Origin of the sequence: Bifidobacterium italicum (assembly GCF_002286915.1) — a bacterium.
In the GTDB taxonomy this organism is placed as follows: Bacteria; Actinomycetota; Actinomycetes; order Actinomycetales; family Bifidobacteriaceae; genus Bifidobacterium; species Bifidobacterium italicum.
This window is the reverse complement of record NZ_MVOG01000008.1, coordinates 42,026-64,407: the sequence shown is the minus strand read 5'-3', so window position 1 is coordinate 64,407 and position 22,382 is coordinate 42,026. Positions and strand designations below refer to the sequence as shown.

Below are 22,382 nucleotides of genomic sequence, written 5' to 3'. Positions count from 1 at the left end.
CCGAGGCGCGTCATACGGGCGGCACCTTCGTGTTCCGCATCGAGGACACCGACGCCCAGCGCGACTCCGAGGAGAGCTTCAACCAGATCATCGAGGCCCTCGACTGGCTCGGCATCGACTGGGATGAAGGCATCCGCGTCGGCGGCCCGGACGGACCGTACCGCCAGAGCGAACGCGGACCGATCTACGATGACGTCGCGAAGAAGCTGCTCGCCGCCGGCTACGCCTACGAATCGTTCTCGACGCCCGAGGAGATCGAGGCGCGCAACGTGGCGGCCGGCCGTCCCAAGGAGTTCGGCTACGACGGCTACGACCGTGACCTGACCGAGGAGCAGAAGGCCGCGTTCCGCGCCGAGGGGCGCCAGCCGGCGCTGCGCATCAGGATGCCCGACGAGGACATCACGTTCAACGACCTGATCCGCGGCGAGATCACGTTCAAGGCCGGCTCGGTGCCGGACTATGTGATCGTGCGCCCGAACGGCGACCCGCTGTACACGCTGACGAACCCGGTCGACGACGCGCTGATGCGCATCAACGTCGTGCTGCGCGGCGAGGACCTGCTCAGCTCGACGCCCCGCCAGATCGTGCTGTACCGCTACCTCGTAGAACTGGGCGTCGCCAAGGAGATGCCGCTGTTCGGCCACATGCCGTACGTCATGGGGCAGGGCAACAAGAAGCTCTCCAAGCGCGACCCGGAATCGAACCTGTTCCTGCACCGCGAGCACGGCTTCATCAAGGAGGGCCTGCTCAACTACCTCGCGCTGCTTGGCTGGTCGATCGGCCCGGACCGCGACATCTTCACGATGGACGAGATGGTCAAGGCCTTCGATGTGCGCGACGTCAAGGCGAACCCGGCGCGCTTCGACCTGGACAAGGCAACGGCGATCAACGCCGAACATATCCGCATGCTCGAGCCGCAGGACTTCCTCGACCGTTCGGTGCCGTACCTGTTCCGCGCCGGCGTCGTCTCCGCCGATTCGTGGGATGCGTTGAGTGACCGCGAGCGTGAGGTGCTCACCGCCGCCGCGCCGCTCGTGCAGACGCGCGTGCGTCTGCTCGGCGAGGTCGCCGGCATGGTCGGCTCGCTGCTGTCCGACGACGCGTACATCCCGCCGGAGGACGATGCGAAGAAGCAGCTCAAGGCGACGGCCGGCGAAGTGCTCGACGCGGCGATCGCGGCGCTCGACGCGGTGCCCGAGGACGAATGGAAGACCGACCATCTCCATGAGACGCTCAACAAGGCGCTCATCGAGGAGGGCGGCTACAAGCCGCGCGTCGCCTTCGGGCCCGTGCGCGTCGCGATGAGCGGCCGCCGTGTCTCGCCGCCGCTGTTCGAGTCGATGGAGATCGTCGGCAAGCCGCTGACGATGCAGCGTCTCGAAGGTCTGCGCGCGCATCTCGACGAGATCCAGGGCTGATTCGGAGCGGCCATGTGCCGGACAGGCGCATGGCAGTGGCCAAGCGGGGAACATCTGCCGATGTTCCCCGCTTCCGTTTGCCGGGGCCACGCGCTGAGACTGCGGGAAAACGTTGGAATCAAGCGCGACACGCCGTGATTTGCGCGAGTGTGGAATCCCTAGTATATTTTCTTTTTGTTGCTTCACGGAGCAACGAGATGATGCCCCCATCGTCTAGCGGTCTAGGACTACGCCCTCTCACGGCGCCAACACCGGTTCAAATCCGGTTGGGGGTACGAGGTTCACCACCACGGTGATGAACATGCCAATTGGGATGTGGTGTAATTGGCAACACAGCTGATTCTGGTTCAGCCATTCTTGGTTCGAGTCCAGGCATCCCAGCCAATCGAAACCCTCGCTTCGGCGAGGGTTTCGTCGTTTTCCGCACGGCGCGCGCCCTCGGCGAAACGTTTGTGCGGAAACCGGGGGAATCGCCGCGGTGTGCGCCATGTCGCGCGCGAAGTGCATTACTGTTGGAAGTATGAGCGAACGAGCAACGAACAAGCAGGCTTCGGCCGTGGACGAACCACTGTCGGTGTCGCAACGCCTCGGTCGGCTGCAGTTCCATCGTTCGGGCAAATTCCGCATCCTGCAGCTCGCCGACATCCAGGACGGTCCGAAGGCCTCGCCGGACACGATCAGTCTCATCGAAGCCGCGCTCGCGAGCGCGCGCCCCGACATCGTCGTCTTCTCCGGCAACCAGATCGCCGGGTACGACCCCGCCTACGCCGCCACCTTCTGCAAACGCCACTGGAAGAAGCCGGCGTCGACCGCGCGGCGCGAGGCCGAGCTCGAGCGGACGCGCGAACGGGTGCGCGCGTCGATACGCCAGTTCGTCGCGCCGATGGTCGACGCCGGCGTCCCCTGGGCCGTCACCTACGGCAACCATGATTTCCAATGCGGACTGAGCAACGCGCAGCTTGATGCGATCTACCGCGAGTTCAAGGGCTGCCTCAATCCCGTCATCACCGAGCACATGAAGCAGATGATGCGCATCGATGACCCGTCGGCGTCGCTTGACGCCGCCGACGTGTGCGTGCGCACGACGGCGCCGGCGCTCGCCGACGAGGTCGCCTACGTGTGCGAACCGGGCACCTTCGCGCTGCCGGTTGCGAACGAACACGGTGAAACGGTCCTCGGCGTCGTGCTCGTCGATTCCGGCGACTATGCGCCGACCGGCGGCTACGGTGCGCCGGATGCGCGCGCATTGGCGTTCCTGCGCGCGTTGCCGGCCGTGTTGGGGCCGCATGCGCAATCGATCGTCTTCCAGCATACGGCGCTTCCTCAGTACTACCAGCTGCTCAAGCCGGTCGCGGCGACGGCCGCGCGCGCCGTCGAGGGGTATCGGATGTTCTCCGGGCAGTACTACACGCTCGACGACGTGAAGACGGCGCCCGGCGGCTATCTCGGCGAGGGCGTCAGCTGCCCCGACGACGACAGCGGCGAATTCGCGATCCTGCGGGACACGCATGCGTACTTCGCGATCTCGACAGGGCATGACCACCGCAACGCCTTCGACGGCGTCGCGGACGGCGTGCGCATGATCGCGTCGCCGACCTGCGGATTCGGATCCTATGGGCCGGTGCCGCAGCGGCGTGCGGCGCGGCTGTTCGAGTTCGACATCCGCCACCCCTACGAGCCGCGCACGCAGCTGCTCACGTTCGGCGACCTCGTCGGCAAACCCAGTTCGAAGAAGGCGTATGTGTACGGGATGACCGCCGAATCCAAGCCGAAGAGCGAAGGCGTCAATCTGCTGCACAAGCCGACGATGTTCAGCCGCGTGCTCCATTCGATCGCGAAGACCCTTTTCGGCCGGTAGGCCGCACGGCATTCTGTAGGTGAGGTCACCTACGGAATGCCATTGGCGGTGCAACTAGCGGCATTCTGTGGGTGTGGTTACGCGTGGAATGCTGCCGGAAGGATGATTGGCGGCGTTCTGTGGATGGGACCACTCGAATATTGCCATTGGTGGGGCGGCTGATGGCAGCTTGGGGACGGAGGTGCAGCATATGGCGAAGGGGACCGGCGGATGCGGTCCCCTTCGTGGTGCCCTGAGGGCTATGGGCCTTGGCGCTGTCCGCGGCACATGGCTTGCGGCTGCAGGCGGCTCAGCGGCTGATGCTCGCCTTGATCAGCGCGTCGGTCAGGTACTTGCCGGCGCCCATGACGAGCGGGGCGAAGCGGTGACCCGGGTTCGAGCCCATGCGGCCGCTCGGGCCGGAGATTGAGATCGCGGCGATGACCTGGCCGGAGGCGTTGCGGATCGGCGCCGAGATCGAGCACACACCCTCGTCGCGCTCGTTGATCGATTCGGCCCAGCCGCGCTTGCGGACGGCGGCGAGCTTCGCGGCCGAGAAGCGGGCGTGGCGCAGGCCCTGATGCAGACGGTCGGAATCCTCCCAGGCGAGCAGGATCTGCGCGGCGGAACCGGCCTCCATCGACAGCATCGCACCGACCGGAATCGAATCGCGCAGCCCGCTCGCGCGCTCGACGGCGGCGATGCAGACGCGTTGTTCGCCCTGACGGCGGTAGATCTGCGCCGATTCGCCGGTGCGGTCGAGCAGCGTCTGCAGGATCGGCCCGGCGGCCGCGAGCAGTCGGTCCTCGCCGGCGGCGGCCGCGAGTTCGGCGAAGCGCGAGCCGAGCACGAAGCGGCCGTGCTGGTCGCGCAGCACGAAACGGTGCCGTTCGAGCGCGATCGCGAGGCGGTGGGCGGTCGGGCGCGCGAGCTTCGTCTGGCTGACGAGCTGGCCGAGCGTGGCGGGGCCGGACTCAAGCGCGTCGAGGATCTTGACGGTCTTGTCGAGCACGCCGACGCCGGAATGGATCTCATGGTCGTTGGCGGCCGATCCGTCCGTCACCGACGTGCGGAGGTCATCGTGCATCGTCTCGGCCGCGGCGGCGTCGGAAGGCGTTGCCTCGGCTTCGGATGCAGACACGGCGGTGACGGATTCTGTCACGGCCTCATCGAGCTGATGCTCGGTTTTTGCGGATAGCGTATTTGAAGTCATGACGACATTATGCCATCTCACATAATGAAACACCAAATCGAAGCGCCGGAGTTTCGCCGGGGAATCCGGGACGGCGATGCCAAAATCGATTAAAACGCAGCAATGGCAACGATTTCCTTTGTATCAACACGTTCGCCGAACCTCCATATCTCATATAGTGACGTACGTGCGGTGTCTTGAAAGATGAACTCATAAGCTGAACGGACGTGTGAAGCGCGCCCTTGACAAGCGCGACCAGTTTTTGTAGGAGGAAGACCGACCATGGGAATGACACTGGCCGAAAAGGTCTGGGCTGATCATTTGGTGCGCAAAGGCGACGACGGCGCTCCCGACCTGCTGTACATCGACCTGATGCTCATGCACGAGGTGACGAGCCCGCAGGCCTTCGAGGGGCTGCGCCTCGCCGGCCGCACCCCGCGCCATGTGGACCAGCTCGTCGCGACCGAAGACCACAACACGCCCACGGTCGACATCGACAGGCCGAACCCGGACGAGACGAGCGCGACGCAGCTGACGACGCTCGAGAGGAACTGCAAGGAGTTCGGCGTGCGCCTGCACCCGCTCGGCGACGCCGATCAGGGCATCGTGCACGCCTTCGCGCCGATGCTCGGTCTGACGCAGCCGGGCATGACGATCGTGTGCGGCGACTCGCACACGTCGACGCACGGCGCGTTCGGCGCGCTCGCCTTCGGCATCGGCACCTCCGAGGTCGAACACGTCATGGCGACGCAGACGCTCAGTCTCAAGCCGTTCAAGACGATGGCGATCAACATCGAGGGCGATCTGCCCGCGGACGTCAGCGCGAAGGACATCATCCTCGCGATCATAGCGAAGATCGGCACCGGCGGCGGTCAGGGCTACGTGCTCGAATACCGCGGCAAGGCCATCGAGCAGCTGTCGATGGACGCGCGCATGACGATCTGCAACATGAGCATCGAGGCGGGCGCCCGCGCCGGCATGATCGCCCCCGACGAGACGACCTTCGCGTATCTCAAGGACCGTCCGCACGCGCCGCAGGGCGAGCTGTGGGACCAGGCGGTCGAATACTGGAGGACGCTGAAGACCGACGACGACGCGCAATTCGACGCCGAGGTCACGCTGCGCGCAGAGGATCTCGAGCCCTTCGTCACCTGGGGCACGAACCCCGGTCAGGGCGTGCCGATCTCCGGCAGCGTCCCGGCCCCCGAGGACTTCGCCGACGCGACCGAACGCGCAGCCGCCGAGCGCGCGCTCGACTACATGGGACTCGAGGCGGGCACGCCGATCCGCGACATCCCGGTGGACACGGTGTTCATCGGCTCGTGCACGAACGGCCGCATTGAGGACCTGCGCATCGCCGCCGAGATCATGAAGGGCCGCAGGAAGGCCGACTCGATCCACCGCGTGCTCGTCGTGCCGGCGTCCTCGCGCATCCGCCTGCAGGCGGAGGAGGAGGGCCTCGACCGCATCTTCAAGGACTTCGGCGCCGAATGGCGCAACGCCGGTTGCTCGATGTGCCTGGGCATGAACCCGGACAAGCTCGTCGTCGGCGAACGGTCGATCTCCACGTCCAACCGCAACTTCGAAGGCCGTCAGGGCAAGGGCTCGCGCACGCATCTCGCATCGCCCGCCGTGGCCGCCGCGACGGCGATCCGCGGCACGATCTCGACACCCGCCGACCTGTAAAGCATCCCAGAAAAGGACGATTCGATGGAAAAACTCACGACACTGACCGGAACCGGCGTCCCGCTGCGCCGCTCGAACGTCGACACCGACCAGATCATCCCGGCCGTCTTCCTCAAGCGCGTGACGCGCACCGGCTTCGACGACGCGCTGTTCTACGCGTGGCGCCGCAACCCCGACTTCGTGCTCAACAAGCCGGAGTACGCCGACGGCCGGATCCTCGTGGCCGGCCCCGACTTCGGCATCGGCTCGTCGCGCGAGCACGCCGTCTGGGCGCTGCACGACTACGGATTCCGCGTCGTCATCGCGTCGCGCTTCGCCGACATCTTCTACGGCAACACGGCGAAGAACGGCGTCCTCGCGGCGATCATGCCGCAGGAGAGCGTCGAACTGCTGTGGAAGCTGCTCGAGGAGGAGCCGGGGCGGCAGATGACCGTCGACCTCGGGCAGCGCACCGTGACCTGCGGCGACGTCGTGCTGCCCTTCGAGGTCAACGACTACGTGCGCTGGCGTCTGATGAACGGCTACGACGACATCGACCTGACGCTGCAGCACGAGGACGACATCGCCGCCTACGAGGCGATGCGCGCCGAACGTTTCCCGTTCAAGCCGAAGACGATCCCGGCGCTGCACGAGCCGGATCAGGCGATCGAATCGGCGCGCGAGCCGCAGGGGGACGAATGGGCCGGCCCGATCGGCGCGCGCTGAACGGGCGCGACCGTATAATGGGCAGCGGCGGCCGCGACGACGGCCGCCGCCCGCGAACGAAGGCGTCAAAGGTGAAGGAGCAGCCATGGCGGATGCGATTGTGTTGATCACGACGGACAGCGATATGGTCGGCGATGCCGCGAAGCGCATCGTCGAACTCGACGGCGTGCGCGACGTCTACTCGGTGGCGGGCGACGTCGACCTCGTGGCCGTCGTCTCCTCCGACCGTTTCGAGGACCTCGCGCAGATCATCCCCGAAGGCATCGCGAAGGTGGACGGCGTCGCCGCCACGCAGACGCTGATGGCCTTCCGCACGTACTCGAAGGAGGACGAGGAGGCCGCCTTCGACCTCGGCGGCGACTGATCGCGTCGCGCAGGTGCCGGAACACGCCGAACATGACGGCCCGGCGGCAGCGTCCCGTGCAAGCGCACGTCGGATGCTGCCGCCGGGCCGTCGGCCGTCAGTCGCCCTGCTCGGCGACCGCCTTCGACGCGACGGCGCCGACGTAGTAGATCGGCTGGTCGAAGTTCGGCTGGAACAGGAAATCGACGTCGGCGAGCATGTCGATCGTGAACCTCGCCTGGATCGCCACCGATACGACGTTCGCGGCGCCGGAGACGTCGACGCTCGAGCAGAACTGCGCGCCCTTGACGAGGCGCGTGTTCGGATCCCAGGTCAGGATCGACGTGACCGGCGCCGTCGTCGTCATGAAGGTGGGACGGTAGTCCTCGACGAGTTCCGTCGAACGGATGTCCATGCCGCGGCGGTCCGCGCCGCCCTGCGTCAGGCCGGACGCGGAGAGCGACAGGTCGTAGAGCTGCACGGCGCTCGTCGCCTGCGTGCCCATGTACTTGCGCGTCGGCCGTTCGATGTTCGCGCCGACGAGCATGCCCTGGCGCACCGCGTTCGTCGCGAGCGGGATGTAGTCGTGCGCCCCGGTCGGGTTGTACAGGACGGTCGCGCTGTCGCCGGCCGCGTACACGTAGGGCGTCGACGTCTGCATGTATTCGTTCGTGACGATCGCTCCGTTGTCCATCATGTCGAGCTGCCCGCGCACGAGGTCGGTGTTCGGCAGGAACCCGACCGCGAGCACGGCGAACTGCGCCGTGTACTCGCCGCCATCGGTGACGACGGTGACGGTGTCGTCCCCGTCGTTGTCACGGAACGCGACGACCTTCTCGCCGAGCGCGAGCGTCACGCCGTGCGCACGGTAGCGTTCCTCCACCTGATCGGTGATCGGCTTGTCGAAGTTGTTGGCGAGCACGCGGTCGGCGGCGTCGACGAGCGTCGTCTCGACGCCGATGCCGCTGAACTGCTCGGCGAGTTCGGCGCCGATGTAGCCGGCGCCGATGACGACGACCGACTTCGCGTCCGTCGAACGCTCCTTGAGCTCGATCGCGTCGTCCCAGTTCTTGCACAGCTGCACGCGCTTCGAATCGACGCCTGGGATCGACGGCACGACCGGGCGCGATCCGGTCGTCACGACGAGCTTGTCGAACGGCAGCGTGGCCGTGTCGCCGGTCTCGAGATCGCGGTATTCAAGCGTCTTCGCGGCGACGTGCACGTCGGTGACGTCGGTGCGCATGTGCATCGTGGCGCCGGCCGCCTCGAGCTGCGCGGGCGACGAGTAGAACATCTTCCTCGGATCGGACACATGGTCGCCGACCCACAGCGCGATGCCGCACGAGAGGAACGACACCGTGGCGTTGCGTTCGAAGACGTGCACATCCCAGTCCGGATGCGCATGGAGGATCGACGATGCGGCGAAGGTGCCCGCGTGGGTGCAGCCGATGATTGCGACAGTGGTCATGAAAGTCTCCTTCGATGGTCGTGCGAAGGCCGGCGATCCGTTTCGCGCGGCGCCCGGCCGGTGGCTCCGATGATAGGTGCGGGGCGCCGGTGCGGACGCGGTTTTGCGCGCAACGCCGATAACGCCGACCGTCCGGTCCTGCGCGCGTGCATGCGCGGGCCGCGACTTACATGCCTTATGGCACAATGAAGGGCTGATGGGTGACGGCGCGGCCGGCCGCGGAAATAAAAACGGCGGCGCGCGGGTAGATATACAGAAAGACGGACGGACTTACTCGGAAGGCGCCGCATTGCGCCTCCCGCGGCAGCGATAGGACATGAAAGAGGTAGACGTGGCCGAACATACGGATGACGTGTTGCACGTCGTTGGTGGCAAGCCGCTCAACGGAACGATCAAGGTCCGTGGAGCCAAGAACTTCGTCAGCAAGGCGATGGTCGCCGCATTGCTTGCGCCGGGCACGAGCGTGCTCAAGAACGTGCCGGAGATCCGCGACGTGCACGTCGTCTCCGACCTGCTGCGCCTGCACGGCGTGAACGTGGACGTCGACGGCTCCGAGGGCGTCGTGACGATCGACGCGACGAACGTGCAGCTCGCCGACGTCGCCGACGTCGACACGCTCTCCGGATCGAGCCGCATCCCGATCCTGTTCTCCGGCCCGCTGCTGCACCGCCTCGGCGAGGCCTTCATCCCGGCGCTCGGCGGCTGCAACATCGGCGGACGCCCGATCGACTTCCATCTCGAGACGCTGCGCAAGCTCGGCGCCGACGTGGACAAGGAGCACAAGGACGGCATCCACATCACGGCGCCGAACGGCCTGCACGGCGCGAAGATCCATCTGCCGTACCCGTCGGTCGGCGCGACCGAGCAGACGCTGCTCGCCGCCGTGCTCGCGGACGGCAAGACCGAACTGTCCGGCGCGGCGACCGAGCCGGAGATCATGGATCTCGTGGCCGTGCTGCAGAAGATGGGCGCGATCATCTCGGTGGACGTCGACCGCACGTTCCGCATCGAAGGCGTCAAGGAGCTCAAGGGCTACACGCACACGGCGCTCACCGACCGCATCGAGGCCGCAAGCTGGGCGTCGGCGGCGCTCGCGACGCACGGCGACATCTTCGTCAAGGGCGCCACGCAGCCGGAGATGATGACCTTCCTCAACGTGTTCCGCAAGATCGGCGGCGAGTTCGACATCACCGACCGCGGCATCCGCTTCTGGCATCCGGGCGGCGACCTCAAGCCGGTCGCGATCGAGACCGACGTGCACCCGGGCTTCATGACCGATTGGCAGCAGCCGCTCGTCGTGGCGCTCACGCAGGCCAACGGCCTGAGCATCGTGCATGAGACCGTCTACGAGAACCGCTTCGGCTTCACGAAGCCGCTCGTGCAGATGGGCGCGACGATTCAGCTGTACCGTGAATGCCTCGGTTCGCTGCCGTGCCGGTTCCAGCAGCGCAACTACAAGCATTCGGCCGTCATCTTCGGGCCGACGCCGCTCGAGGGGCGCGACATCGACGTGCCGGATCTGCGCGGCGGATTCAGCCATCTGATCGCGGCGCTCACGGCGAAGGGCCCCTCCGACGTGCGCGGCATCAGCCTCATCGACCGCGGCTATGCGGACTTCCGCGGCAAGCTCAATGCGCTCGGCGCGCAGATCGACTGATCCGCGCGGGCGCACCGCCCGTCATCCTCATTCTTTCTTTCCCACCGGCCGGCTGGCTCTTCTCTCCAGCCGGCCTTTTCATATCCGTGGTCCATGTCCGTGCGGGGCCGCGGGACGGGCGCGCAGGTAAGTACGGTTCTCGGGGCACAATGGGGGGCATGGCATCCAAAGGCAAACCCTCCCCGCGCTCGGCGGTCGAGCCGCTGAGCAATACGCAGGTCGCCAGGCTCGCGGCCGAATACGATCTCGTCGATCCGACACGGCCGTTCCCGACCGGTCGCATCCGCCCGAACCAGAAGGAGATCGACGAACTCAACCCGAAGACCACGCACCGTCTCGTCGAAGGCGCGGCGAAGGTGCTGCGCGCGAGCTGCAAGGTGCGCGCATGGGGATTGGACAACGTGCCGGTCGAAGGCTCCTACATCACGGCAGCCACGCATGTGACGCAGTTCGACGTCTTCGTGCCGATGGTCGCGATGTTCCAGATGGGGCGGCGCCCCCGCTATATGGCGAAGGCCGAGATGGGCAAGTGGCCGATCATCGGCAAATGGTTCCGCGACGTCGGCATGCAGCCGGTGCCGCGCCGCAGCGGCAAGGCGCGCCAGATCGAGGAGGAGTCGATCAACATCCTCACCTCCGGCCACGCGCTGACGATCTGGCCGGAGGGCACCGTCACGCGCGACCCGAAGAAATGGCCGATGAGCATGAAGAACGGCATCGGCTTCATCGCGCTCGAGGCCTCGCGCCGCGTCGGCCATCAGATTCCGCTGCACTGCGCGGTGACGTGGGGCGCCGCGAGCATCAACCATTGGTGGCCGTGGCCGCGCAAGAACGTCGTCATGTGCTACGACGTGCGGCTCGACTACGCCGACCTGCTCGCGCACGCCGACCAGTGGGGCGACGAGCCGCCGGTCGAGCTCGCCGACGAGCTCGCGCGCCGTGTGCGCGTGCGTATGAAGGAGGTCATGGCGAACATCCGCGGCGTCAAGGCGCCGGACGGGTTCTACGACTACCGCATCATGAAGGAGGTGCCCGAGGTCGCCCCCTTCACCGATCCGCACGTCGTCGACGCGCGGGCGCTCGGCAAGACCACGGACGCGTTGCCGAAGGACGAATAACGCGCCAAGAGCGAAATCGAACATGGCCGCGCGGCAACGGCAACAATAGAGAGCAGACGAATCAGCGGGGACGAGCCGGCGCCCGGCCCCGCCACCAACGACAGATGCCGGCGCACGCGCGCGGCGGAAGGAGCACGATATGGCGAACATCACGGTTCTGGGCGCGGGCGCCTGGGGAACGGCCTTCGGACAGGTCCTCGCGGATGCGGGCAACAACGTGACGATGTGGGCGATCGAACCGGAGATCGTCAAGGCGATCCAGACCGAGCACCGCAATCCGGTGCGGCTGCCGAGCGTCGAGAAGCTGCCGGACACGATGACGGCGACCGGCGACCGCGCCGAAGCGGTCGCGCACGCCGACGTCGTCGTCGTCGCGATCGCCGCGCAGGTCGCGCGCAAGGCGCTGGAGGAGTTCAGGGGGCTGCTGCCGGACGAGGTGCTCGTCGTCTCGCTGATGAAGGGCATCGAAAAGGACACCGGCAAGCGCATGGACCAGGTCGTCGAGGAGGCGCTCGACCTGCCGTCCAACCGCTTCCTCGCGCTGTCCGGACCGAACCTGAGCAAGCAGGTCGCCGCACGCGAGCCGGCCGCCGCCGTCGTCGGCTGCACCGACATCGACAACGCGCGCGCGTTCGCGAAGATGTGCACGACCGACTACTTCAAGGCCTTCATCACGGTCGACGTCATCGGCCTCGAACTGTGCGGATCGCTCAAGAACGTCGTCGCGCTCGCCGTCGGCATGTCGCACGGCGCCGGCTACGGCGAGAACACGGCCGCGATGATCGAGACACGCGGTCTGACCGAGATCAAGGAGGTCGGCACCGAGGCGGGCGCGCTGCCGGAGACCTTCTACGGCCTCGCCGGCGTCGGCGACCTCATCGCGACGTGCGGCTCGTCGCTGTCGCGCAACTACACCTTCGGCTACAACCTCGGCAAGGGCATGAGCGTCGAGGAGGCGACGAAGGCCAGCAACGGCGTCGCCGAAGGCGTCGCGACCGCATCCGCGGTCGTCGAGCTCGGCGAGCGGTACCATGTGGACACGCCGCTCGCGAAGGCCGTGACGCGCGTGCTCGACGACGGCATCTCCTTCGACCAGATGATCTCCGAGATGTTCCCGAAGGACATCACCGTCGAGTGACCGATTGATCGATTATCGATAACGCGAATACGAATCAGGAGGGCCGTGCACAGCATCCGCTGTGCACGGCCCTTTGTCCTATTTGCGTGGCGGCTGCGGCCGCCGTCAGCGGCCCAGCGCGCCTTCGATGAGCAGTGTGACCATGTCCGGGAACGGGATGCCGGTGGCCTCCCACGCCTTCGGGAACAGCGAGATCGACGTGCAGCCGGGGAAGGTGTTGATCTCGTTGACGAGGACGTCGCCTTCGGCCGTCACGAAGGTGTCGACGCGGCTCAGGCCGGTGCCGTCGACGGCGTTGAACGCACGCACCGCGGTGTCGCGGACACGTTCGATCAGCTCGTCGGACAGCTTCGGCGGGATCTCGGTGTGGCTCGCCTGCGCATCCATGTACTTGCTGTCGAAGTCGTAGAACTGGTCGTCGCCGTCCTCGCGCTTGTCGAGCACGACCTCGCCGGGCAGGCTCGCGCGCGCCGAGTCGGTCGGCTTCGGGCGGATGACGCCACATTCGATCTCGCGCGCGTCGATGCCCTGTTCGATGAGCACGCGCCAGTCATGCAGGCTCGCCTCATACACGGCGGCCGCGAGCGCCTCCGGGTCGTTGACGCGCTCGACCTTCGTGACGCCGAAGCTCGAGCCGGCGCGCGACGGCTTGACGAACAGCGGATAGGCGAGCCCGGCCTCGTCGACGAGCCCCAGGAAGGCCTCGCCGTCGGCGGCGAAACGGTCGGAGGCGTCGAAGCGGCGCGTGTCGATCGTGATGCCGGGCGCGACCGGGATGCCGGCGGCGCCGAGCAGCACCTTCGTGTAGTGCTTGTCCATGCATGCGGCCGACGCGAGCACGCCGCAGCCGACGTAGGGCACGCCCATCATCTCGAAGAGCCCCTGGATCGTGCCGTCCTCGCCGTACGGGCCGTGCAATGCCGGGATGACGACGTCGATATGGCCGAGCGAATCGAGCGTGCCGTCGGCGTTCTTCGCCCAGAAGCCGTCGGAGCCCTGACCGATGTTGAGGACGACGTCACGTGAGCCTTCGACGCGTTCGACCTGCGGCAGGCCGTGCGCGAGGTCCCAGTCGAGCGGATCGGCGCCGTCGGTGATCCACGCGCCGTCCTTCGTGATGCCGATGAGGACGGGCTCGAACCGCTCCGGGTCGAGCGCGCGCAGGAACGTGGCGGCCGTGATGCAGGAGATCGAATGCTCGTCCGCCTTGCCGCCGTATATGACGGCGACGCGCGTGCGGTCGGTGGTTGCTTGCTGGGGCGTCGGTTCGGACATGGTCACCTCTGTGCTGAAAAGTCAGGATCTACGACGTCTTCAGCCTACTCGCACGACGGTAATTGCGGCCGGTCCGCCAACGGGTCCCATGACCCCCCGGGGCGCCCCTCGTGCATGCGTCGCCGGGGCGCCGGGCGCGCCGGCGACATCTCATAGGTCAGAATGGGCGCCTGCGGTGGCCGGGGCTTCGATACACTGTTGCTATTCGCGTGCGTTACCGGGAGCCATGCTCGTTGCGGCCATTGCCGAACGCCGCCGAACCACGACGTCGACGATGCCCCGGCATCGCGACGGGACGGCCATGCCGCGCCAGACGCGGAGGCGGCCGTCCGGCCGACCAGGAAAGGGAAGACACGAAGATGAGCAACCCCAATGCGCCGTACGATCCGGCTGGGCAGCCGCAAGGCAGCCAAGGCTATCCGCAGACCCCCGCCTACCCCAATTACGAGGACACGCGTTCGGCGGGACAGGAACCGACGCAGGCCTATGGCGCGCCCGCGGCCGAACCGATGGCCTATGGCGGCTACGACGAGACGCAGCCCTACACGCCGTCCGCGCCGCAGGTGAGCCAGACGCAGCCGATGCCGTCCTATCAGGAGCCGTACGCCGCGTCGTATGAAGGACAGCAGCAGCCGCGCACGACCGGGTTCGACGGCGCCGCGCAGGCGCAGCCGACGCAGGCCTTCGACTACGGGCAGATGCCGCAGGCGCCGTACGGCGCCCCGGCCCAGATGCAGCAGCAGCCCGGCGCATATCCCGGCGGCAACGGCTACGCGCCGGCGAACGGCTACGGTCAGCAGCCGGCCCCCACTTATGGCGGTCCGGGTCAGGTGCCGCCGCAGATCCCGCCGGACGGCAATGCGCCGTTCAACGGCCAGCAGCCGCCGAAGAACAGCAAGACGCCGATCATCATCGCCAGCATCGTCGCCGCGGTGCTGCTCATCGCATGCATCGTCTTCGCCGTCATCGCGCTCAACAAGAGCGACGACAACAAGCCGGCCGAGTCGCCGAGCTCGACGCACAGCCAGACGTCGTCGCCGAAGGCGACCGATGATCCCTTCGACGATCCGACAGACGATCCCTTCGATGATCCGACAGACGATCCGACCGACGATCCCGACGACCCGCTCGGCGGCAACAGCCTCGGCAGCGACGTCCTCGAGCAGGAGCTGCGCGACGGCAAGACGCTCGAGCAGGCCTTCCGCAACCCGCAGGTCAAGCAGCAGCTCGAGGAGGCCATCGAGGAGTCCTCCGGCGACACCGAGGGCATGGCGTTCGACGTGTCCGCGAAGGGCAACACGCTGATCTACTCGATCCGCTTCACCGATTCGGCCTATGACGGCTACGGCAGCATCTACACGACGATGATGGACGGCATCATGTGCTCGCCGATGAGCGAATTCGCCAAGCAGCTCGAGAACCAGTACGACCTGAAGGACGCGAAGGTCGAGTTCATCCTCGAGGATTCGACCGGCAAGAAGATCCTCGACGAAACCTACGATCCGCAGTCGGAATGCGAGGTGACGAGCGACGACTACGATTCGCTGCTCGACAACGATTGACGGCCGATCGCGGCCGACGGCCGACGATGGACATGGGGACGCCGCGTGCACCACGCGGCGTTCTCGTCTAATGTAGAGACGATGCGTGGCGCCCGCAGGCGCCGAGGACACGCGCGCATGCGCGGGAAACGAGGAGACGATGAGCCAGAACAACCCGACCATGAACAACCCGTACATGGGAGGCGGGGCGCCGATGCCGCCGCAGTACCCGAACTACCAGACGCAGCAGCCGCAGTACTACGCCGCGCCGTCGTCGAAATGGAACGCCATGGCGATCGCCGGCTTCGTCTGCTCGTTCTTCTTCTCGCTCATCGGCCTCGTGCTGAGCATCATCGGCTACTCGCAGACGAAGAAGAGCGGCGAGCGCGGCGGAGACTTCGCGCTCGCCGGCATCATCATCTCCGCCGTCTCGCTCGCGCTGAGCATCCTCGCGTGCATCCTGCTCTTCGTGCTCTTCGGCACCGTCATCACGGCCGCCGTCGTGCAGTGAGGCCGCCGATGAGCGCTCCGATGACTCCGGCGCCGCAGCCGATGTACTATGCGCTGGGGCCGCAGACGCCCCGTCCGCAGATGGAGGCCCGCATCGCGAATGCGCGCCGCGCCGCGTCGTCGATCGGCGCCGGATTCACGTTCATCATCGTCATCTGGAGCGCGATCACGCTGCTGCTGCAGTCGGCCTTCATGTGGCTGCGCAGCAGCATGGCCGGCTGGATGGCGCTCGCGATCTCCGACTTCGCGCTGTGCGTATGCGCGATCCCGATCGGCTACCAGCTGCTGCGCAACACGCCGCTGCCGGCGACGCGCCGCTTCGGCCTGCGCTTGTCGCAGTGGTTCGCCTATCTGCTGATGTGCCTGCCGATCATCTGGGTTGGCAATCTGCTCGGCGCCGGCCTGTCCGCGCTGCTGTCGTCGGGGCGCGCCGGCAACCGCGTCACGGAGCTGATGAGCGGATCGAACTGGTTCGTCATGGCGATCGCGACCGTCGTCGTCGCGCCGCTCGTCGAGGAGTGGCTGTTCCGCAAGCAGATCATCGGCCGTCTGCGCCGCTACGGCGAAAAACCCGCGATCGTCCTGTCCGCGCTGTTCTTCGGCCTGTTCCACCTCAACCTGTACCAGTTCTTCTACGCCTTCGGCCTGGGGCTGCTGTTCGGCTACGTCTACACGCGCACGAGCCGGCTGCGCTACAGCGTCGCGCTGCACATGGCGATCAATGCGAACAGCGCGATCATCGGCACGTCGATGCTGGGCCGCTACGAGCGGATCATCGCGAAACCCGACCTGCTGAGCCATCCGCAGACCGCGGACGTCCTGTTCATCGTCGCGATGGCGCTGTATCTCGTGCTGATGTTCGCCGGCATCATCGCCGGGTTCGTGCTGCTCATCCGCAGGCGCCGCCGCTTCCGCTTCTACACGGCGCCCGACGAGCTGCCGCGCGGCGCGGCGATGCCGGCCTTCTTCGGCAACGCCGGCGTCGTCGTCTTCCTCGTCGTCGGCGTCGTCGGCACGTTCGCGCTGACGCTGCTGTAGCCGCGCGTCAGCGGGCGGCTGCGTCCTTCGCGGCGACCGATCCCGAGGCGGCCAGGTCGGTGAACATCGACGACGCGCCCACGTCGCGCGCGATCGCGTCGGTCACCGCCGACAGCGCGACCCCCGGCTTCGCGTAGGCGATGATGTTGCCGGTCGTGCCGGCCGGCGAAAAGCCGGTGAAACGGATCAGCGGCCTGGGGGAGGGGCAGATCAGGTCGTGCGCCGACTCGTCGATCTTGCCGAGCAGCTCGTCGGTCAGCGCGTCCATGTCGACGCCCGGCTTCGCCGTGAACGGGATCGTCACCTGCGATTCGTTCGTCGGCAGGCACTTCTCGAGCGCCGTCGTGTTGAGCACCGAATTCGGGATCATCAGCGTGTTGCCGTTGCGCTCGCGCACGACGGTCTGCCGCCAGGTGACGTCGGTGACGGTGCCGGTCACGCCGGAGATCGAGACGACGTCGCCCGGCTGCAGCACATGAGAGAACATCAGCTGGAAGCCGCCGATCGTGTTCGCGATCGAATCCTTGAGACCGAGAGAGATCGCGAAGCCGCCGATGCCGAGCGCCGTGAACAGGGTGACCGGGTTGACGCCGAAGACCGGCTTGAGCACGATCGTGATGGCGAGCGTCCAGATGAGGATGCGCGCGAGGTTGATGAAGATCGACGCGTTCGGGATCTGCGAGCGGCGCAACACCTTGTCGAGCACACGCGACGTGATCCGCGCCGCGATCATCGCGGCGACGGTCACGATGACGACGAGGATGATTTTGCCGCTGTTCGCACGCAGCCAGTTCAGCACGATGTCCATGACGCTCCCGGAAGAATCGGATCGATGACCGCCGGTCGGCGGCACCGCCATCATAACGGCAGCGCGGGAACCATGACGACCGCGCCCCCGGCGGCCGTCAGGCCGCCGGGGGCGCGCACAGCGGGGGCGCTGCCCCGCTCAGCGGTAATGGTCGCCGGGCGCGATGAAGCTCGGCACATGGTTGTGGACGCGGTTGTAGCCAAGCACCACGCGGCGCCAGAAGGACATCGGATCCTCATCGGCCATCGTCAGGAACAGCCCCATCACGAGGATCGCGACGTCGCTGTCGAGCAGGTCGTCGACGGTGACGTCGTTGCGCAGCTGCGGCCAGTTGTACAACGACGACAGGATGCCGCCGACGCAGAAATCGACGAGCATCCTCGTCTTCGGCTCGATCGAGACCGTGTCGGAGCCGACGATCGTCAGCAGCGTCATGCGCAGGAAGTCGCGCAGCGAGTCGACGAGCTCGTCGGTGCTGTGCGGGCCGACGAGCAGCGACAGGCGGTTGAGATGCTGCAGCTGATCGGGGTCGTTGAGCAGGCGGACGCAGAAATGGCGCCATTCGACGTTCGGGTCGCCGTCCACACGCGTGTAGAGCGGCATCGGCAGCCGCTCCACCTCGTGCAGGATCGACGAATCGGCCAGTTCGGGCAGGCCGGAGTAGTGGTAGTAGAAGGAGTTGCGGTTCACCTGCGCCGCATGCACGATGTCGGTCACCGTGATCCTGTCGTAATCATGGTCCTCGAGCAGCGTCCAGAAGGCGTTCTCGAGCCGATCCTTGGCTGGGAGGATCTCTGAATCACGACGAGGCCTAGACATGGGTTTCGCTCCTTCGGATTGGGTCGATCGCTTCGATCGATGACGGCGGCCCATGTGCCGTGTGCTCTTCGGGGCCATGTGTCGCGTGCGAGACGGGGTGCGGGACGGGGCCCGCGCTCCTTCGTTGTCTACCAGTGTATAGGCATGCGGTTGCGATTCGGCCGGACGATGGCTGCTGGCGAAAAACCGGGAGATGGATCGGGGGCGCCGGTCAATGGCGGAACGTGGCCGTGGCGAGCATCCACAGCGCCTGGTTGATGTACCGGCGCTCCTCGCTCGTCAGACCCACATACCGGCCGAGCATGCCGGGGATGACGCGCGGGCCGGCCTTCATCAGTTCGGTCGTGCTCTTGTATCCGCTCGACGTGAGCACGCGGAACAGCGCTTCGACGCCGTGCTCGCGCTGGCGCTGCGTCATGCCGGACAGCCACGAATTGAGGGCGTCGTTGAAGGTCTTCGAGCTTTCGGATAGGCCGCCCTCGGCGATGTCGAAGTCGTCGCCGTGCATCCGCCAGCTGTAGCAGGAATGCTGGGCCAGGCCGTCGGCGTCCGACCTGACGACGACGAGACGCTCGTTCGGCGACTCGTTGAGCAGCATGCCGATGATCGATGAATCGGGGACGACCTTCGTGATGCGGTTGACGACGGTGCCGTACTCGTAGCTGTGCACGACGTCGGGCGGGAATCCGGGGCCGTCGAAGGAATAGATGTGGCGGATGCGGTCCTTGACGTCGTCGCGCGCGTTCATCGCCGCATACACGGAGACGTTGCCGCCCTTCGAGTGCCCGGTGAGGATGATGTCGCCGTCCCACAGCGCGGCCACCTTCTCGAGGTAGTCGGCCGCCTGCTTCTGCGCCGGCACCGGATACTGGTAGGCCATGTTGAAGTCCTCCTTCCAGCCGACGAGGGAATCGTCGGTGCCGCGGAAGGCGATGACGAGCTCGCCGGTCGGCAGCCGGAACGTCAACGCGGCGAACTGCGTCTGCGCGGCCTCGTCGAACCGTTCCTCGGCCGCCGCGACGCGCACGACCGAAAAGCGCGGATTCGCGGCGATCGAACGGTAGAACTCGTGCGATTCGCGCGGATCGCCGAAACCCGCATGCTTCGCGATGTACGGGTGGAGGGTCTCGTACTCGCCGAGCTCATGCTCGATCTGGCGCAGCGCGGGGCCGTCGAACGGCGCGCGCACGAGCGCGCGCACCGAATGGGAGAGCCGGTGCCAGTCGAAGGAGCGCAGGCGCCTCGACAGGCTTCCGTAGCGCCGTTCGAGCGTCGCAAGCGTCGGCACGTCGGCGGGGATCCGGTCATAGCTCAGCAGCGCGAACACGAGCGCGTCGGCCGTATGGAACGGCCATTGGGAGAAATCCCGCGTCTCCGTGCGCGCATAGTCGAGAATGTTACCCATGCCGGCCTTCCCGGAACGTGCCGCCGCGGCCGTCCCCGACCCATTGTACGGGCGGCCGGCCGCGGGCGTGCGTGCGATTGCGGCGGGCGGAAGTCAGCCGCCGTACACCTCGGACACGAACTCGCGCAGCCTCGCGACGCCGCGGCGCACCTGGTCGGTCTCCAGACAGTAGGAGATGCGCAGATAGCCGGGCATGCCGAAGGAATCGGAGGGCACCATGTACAGGTCGTAGTCCATCGCCTTGCGCGCGAACGCGTTCGCGTCCTCCTCGAGCGCCTTCGGGAAGATGTAGAAGGTGCCGCCGGGGCGCTGCACCGTGAATCCGAGGTTGATGAGCGCGTCGTAGATGATATTCATGTTCGTCTCATAGATCGACAGGTCGCTCGTGTCGTCGAGCACGCGCGCGACGGCGAGCTGCATCGACGACGACGGGCAGTTGTGGCCGATTGTGCGGCTGATCTGCGCGAACATCGGCACGAGCAGGTCGGCGTCCGTCGCGCGCGGGTTGACGGCGATGTAGCCGATGCGCTCGCCCGGCAGCGACAGCGACTTCGAGAACGAGTAGCAGGTGAGCGTGTTGTCGTAGAAGCGCGCCGGATACGGCTGCTCGGCCCCGTCGAAGACGATCTCGCGGTACGGCTCGTCGGAGATCAGGAAGATGTCATGGCCGAACTCGCGCTGCTTGGCGCGCAGCATGTCGGCGAGCGCCTCGAGCGTCTCGGCGGAGTAGACGGTGCCCGACGGGTTGTTCGGCGTGTTGATGAGCACGGCCGTGACCTTCGGGTTGAGCGCGCGCTCGAACGCGTCGAAATCGATCTGGAACCGTTCGGTGTCCGGCGGCACGACGGTCAATACGGCGCCGGTGCCCTCGACGTACGGCTGGTATTCGGGGAAGTACGGTGCGAAGGTGACGATCTCGTCGCCCGGCTTCGTCACCGCGCGGAACGCGTGCGCGAGCGCGCCGGTCGCGCCGGCGGTCGGGAACAGGTGCGCCGCCTCGTAGTCCATGCCGAAGCGGCGGTTGAGCGAATCGGCCATCGCCTGGCGCACCGACAGGATGCCGGTCGACGGGCTGTAGCCGTGCAGCACATGCGGCGGTTCGGTGGCGTAGAGGTCGAGCATCGCGTCGGTGAACTGCGACGGGCACGGGACGTTGGGGTTGCCGATCGAGAAGTCGAAGACGTGGTCCGCGCCGATCTCGCGCTTGCGTGCGCTCGCGCGTTCGCTGATCGAACGGATGACGGATTTCTCGTTGAGCATGTCCTTGTAGCGGTCGTTGATCATGGTGGCCTTTCGGATCGGACGGGACGGGGATGAGGCCAGCGTACGCCGAAGTCATGTCGCGCGCGTTGCGCCGGCGCAGGGGTCAGCGCGACGCGCGGCGCTCGCGGTATTTCGCGAACTGCGCGCGGACCTCCTTGAGCACATGCGGGTCGTGCGCGGTGCGCATCCGTGGGTAGGCGTCGATGAGGCGGCGCTGCTGCAGGCTGAACAGGTCGTGCACATGCGTCGAGAACTGGTCGCTCGTGTCCCTGACGGCCTCGCTGGCGTCGCGCACCCTCGTGCCGATGCGCGCGCCGAGGTCGTCGGTGGCCGCGTTGAAGCGCGCCTCGGCGGCCTCGATATGCTCGTCGGCGGCCGTGATGCCGACGTCGATCCTCGCGATGCCGCGCCGTTTGAGCGCCTTGATGTCCGATTCGGCGCGGCCGAGACGGCTGTTCATGCTGATCAGGCCGGCGAAGGTGATCACGGCGTCGACGAGCGTCAGCACGAGCAGCGTCGTCGCGACGGCGATCAGCGTCGTCGGGGGAACCGCGTCGAGCGCGGCGACGACGTGCGGCTGCACCCACAGTTTGATGGCCGTGCAGCCGAGACCGAAGAAGATGAAGCCGTTGAGGTAGACGCGTCCGTTGATGTTGAACGGCTTGTCCGAATAGTCCCACAGCCGCATGTGGAACAGCTTCTCGATGCCCCACGACGTGAGGTATTCGAGCGTGCACGCGAGGACGCCGCTGCTGAGGAAGACGGCGAGGAACGAATGCTCGCCGGGCAGCGCGTAGATCGCGAGCATCGCGCCGAAGCCGTAGATCGGGCACAGCGGGCCGTTGAGGATGCCACGGTCGACGAAGCGCCGCTTCATGACGATGTTGAGGCAGGTCTCCCACAGCCAGCCGACGAAGCTGTACAGCAGGAACCACAGGAAGATCTTGTCGAAGGCGAGGATCATATGCGTCATGGACACCACGGTATCGCATCGGCCGCCGCGGCGGTTCTCACGTGCTGGGATGGCGGTGAAGGCGCGCCGCGACTGCGCTACACTGACGAAACCATGGAAAGGCGCGCCACAGCGGTGGCGCAGGCGCAATGCCCTCTGCGGGCGACGAGGTCTCGCAGACGACCGGTCCGGCGACGGACGGCGAGGAG

19 protein-coding genes and 2 tRNA genes are annotated in these 22,382 nt (G+C 66.7%); 13 read left to right on the top strand and 8 right to left on the bottom strand.

From position 1 onward, the window contains the following. The 4 genes from gltX to B1400_RS03305 all read left to right on the top strand — a co-directional run. Positions 1 to 1,418, top strand: a 1,418-nt coding sequence (gene gltX / locus B1400_RS03320) for a glutamate--tRNA ligase (RefSeq protein ID WP_095613038.1), incomplete at its 5' end; no start/stop codon positions are given. A 202-nt stretch (positions 1,419 to 1,620) separates the two neighbouring features. After that, a tRNA-Glu gene (locus tag B1400_RS03315) sits at positions 1,621 to 1,693 on the top strand. A 34-nt stretch (positions 1,694 to 1,727) separates the two neighbouring features. Beyond that, positions 1,728 to 1,802, top strand: a tRNA-Gln gene (locus tag B1400_RS03310). A 136-nt stretch (positions 1,803 to 1,938) separates the two neighbouring features. Beyond that, the gene (locus tag B1400_RS03305; protein WP_235607298.1) at positions 1,939 to 3,276 is read left to right on the top strand and encodes a metallophosphoesterase; all 1,338 of its coding nucleotides are present in this window, start codon (positions 1,939 to 1,941) and stop codon (positions 3,274 to 3,276) included. Between the two features lie 289 nt (positions 3,277 to 3,565). Here the strand turns inward: B1400_RS03305 and B1400_RS03300 are convergent, their stop codons facing one another. After that, positions 3,566 to 4,342 carry an IclR family transcriptional regulator gene (locus B1400_RS03300; RefSeq protein WP_095613043.1) on the bottom strand — a complete coding sequence of 259 codons (777 nt, stop codon included), beginning with the start codon at positions 4,340 to 4,342 and terminating at the stop codon, positions 3,566 to 3,568. A gap of 387 nt (positions 4,343 to 4,729) precedes the next feature. On the opposite strand from B1400_RS03300, the gene leuC reads away from it, so the two are divergent. The 3 genes from leuC (at position 4,730) to B1400_RS03285 (ending at position 7,202) form a co-directional block, all read left to right on the top strand. Then, positions 4,730 to 6,133, top strand: coding sequence for a 3-isopropylmalate dehydratase large subunit (gene leuC / locus B1400_RS03295; RefSeq protein ID WP_095613036.1), 1,404 nt, complete (start codon positions 4,730 to 4,732; stop codon positions 6,131 to 6,133). Between the two features lie 24 nt (positions 6,134 to 6,157). Further along, the gene (leuD, locus tag B1400_RS03290; protein ID WP_095613035.1) at positions 6,158 to 6,838 is read left to right on the top strand and encodes a 3-isopropylmalate dehydratase small subunit; all 681 of its coding nucleotides are present in this window, start codon (positions 6,158 to 6,160) and stop codon (positions 6,836 to 6,838) included. Positions 6,839 to 6,923: 85 nt separating this feature from the next. Next, on the top strand, positions 6,924 to 7,202 hold the full coding sequence (locus tag B1400_RS03285) for an Lrp/AsnC ligand binding domain-containing protein (protein WP_095613034.1): 279 nt from the start codon (positions 6,924 to 6,926) through the stop codon (positions 7,200 to 7,202). A gap of 97 nt (positions 7,203 to 7,299) precedes the next feature. Here B1400_RS03285 and B1400_RS03280 read toward each other — a convergent pair whose 3' ends face one another. Further along, positions 7,300 to 8,649: an NAD(P)/FAD-dependent oxidoreductase gene (locus tag B1400_RS03280; protein WP_095613033.1), complete on the bottom strand. Its 1,350-nt coding sequence runs from the start codon at positions 8,647 to 8,649 to the stop codon at positions 7,300 to 7,302. A gap of 331 nt (positions 8,650 to 8,980) precedes the next feature. On the opposite strand from B1400_RS03280, the gene murA reads away from it, so the two are divergent. The 3 genes from murA (at position 8,981) to B1400_RS03265 (ending at position 12,562) form a co-directional block, all read left to right on the top strand. Beyond that, complete coding sequence (murA, locus tag B1400_RS03275) at positions 8,981 to 10,306, top strand: UDP-N-acetylglucosamine 1-carboxyvinyltransferase (RefSeq protein WP_026644730.1); 1,326 nt, start codon at positions 8,981 to 8,983, stop codon at positions 10,304 to 10,306. A gap of 158 nt (positions 10,307 to 10,464) precedes the next feature. Next, positions 10,465 to 11,424, top strand: a complete 960-nt coding sequence (locus B1400_RS03270; RefSeq protein WP_095613032.1) for a lysophospholipid acyltransferase family protein — start codon at positions 10,465 to 10,467, stop codon at positions 11,422 to 11,424. Positions 11,425 to 11,563: 139 nt separating this feature from the next. Continuing rightward, entirely contained in the window at positions 11,564 to 12,562 is a 999-nt protein-coding gene (locus B1400_RS03265) for an NAD(P)H-dependent glycerol-3-phosphate dehydrogenase (protein ID WP_095613031.1), read from the top strand. Between the two features lie 105 nt (positions 12,563 to 12,667). On the opposite strand, the gene B1400_RS03260 is transcribed toward B1400_RS03265, so the two are convergent. After that, positions 12,668 to 13,837 carry a D-alanine--D-alanine ligase family protein gene (locus B1400_RS03260; RefSeq protein ID WP_095613030.1) on the bottom strand — a complete coding sequence of 390 codons (1,170 nt, stop codon included), beginning with the start codon at positions 13,835 to 13,837 and terminating at the stop codon, positions 12,668 to 12,670. 359 nt (positions 13,838 to 14,196) lie between these two features. Here B1400_RS03260 and B1400_RS03255 point away from each other — a divergent pair, with 359 nt between their 5' ends. The 3 genes from B1400_RS03255 (at position 14,197) to B1400_RS03245 (ending at position 16,926) form a co-directional block, all read left to right on the top strand. Beyond that, positions 14,197 to 15,399, top strand: a complete 1,203-nt coding sequence (locus tag B1400_RS03255) for a DUF4854 domain-containing protein (RefSeq protein WP_095613029.1) — start codon at positions 14,197 to 14,199, stop codon at positions 15,397 to 15,399. Positions 15,400 to 15,538: 139 nt separating this feature from the next. Continuing rightward, positions 15,539 to 15,889, top strand: a complete 351-nt coding sequence (locus tag B1400_RS03250; RefSeq protein ID WP_133064604.1) for a DUF4190 domain-containing protein — start codon at positions 15,539 to 15,541, stop codon at positions 15,887 to 15,889. Positions 15,890 to 15,897: 8 nt separating this feature from the next. Next, positions 15,898 to 16,926 carry a CPBP family intramembrane glutamic endopeptidase gene (locus B1400_RS03245; protein ID WP_095613027.1) on the top strand — a complete coding sequence of 343 codons (1,029 nt, stop codon included), beginning with the start codon at positions 15,898 to 15,900 and terminating at the stop codon, positions 16,924 to 16,926. Positions 16,927 to 16,933: 7 nt separating this feature from the next. On the opposite strand, the gene B1400_RS03240 is transcribed toward B1400_RS03245, so the two are convergent. The 5 genes from B1400_RS03240 to B1400_RS03220 form a co-directional block, all read right to left on the bottom strand. Then, a complete protein-coding gene (locus tag B1400_RS03240; protein WP_095613026.1) occupies positions 16,934 to 17,734 on the bottom strand; it encodes a mechanosensitive ion channel family protein in 801 nt (266 codons plus the stop codon). Between the two features lie 138 nt (positions 17,735 to 17,872). Next, positions 17,873 to 18,553, bottom strand: coding sequence for a TetR/AcrR family transcriptional regulator (locus tag B1400_RS03235; RefSeq protein ID WP_095613025.1), 681 nt, complete (start codon positions 18,551 to 18,553; stop codon positions 17,873 to 17,875). Between the two features lie 211 nt (positions 18,554 to 18,764). Next, positions 18,765 to 19,958: a DUF2974 domain-containing protein gene (locus B1400_RS03230; RefSeq protein ID WP_095613024.1), complete on the bottom strand. Its 1,194-nt coding sequence runs from the start codon at positions 19,956 to 19,958 to the stop codon at positions 18,765 to 18,767. 93 nt (positions 19,959 to 20,051) lie between these two features. Beyond that, entirely contained in the window at positions 20,052 to 21,242 is a 1,191-nt protein-coding gene (locus B1400_RS03225; protein ID WP_095613023.1) for a pyridoxal phosphate-dependent aminotransferase, read from the bottom strand. A gap of 82 nt (positions 21,243 to 21,324) precedes the next feature. Continuing rightward, positions 21,325 to 22,194 (bottom strand): putative ABC transporter permease, encoded by an 870-nt coding sequence (locus B1400_RS03220; RefSeq protein ID WP_162288165.1) that lies wholly within the window; start codon positions 22,192 to 22,194, stop codon positions 21,325 to 21,327. Between the last annotated feature and the right edge of the window lie 188 nt (positions 22,195 to 22,382).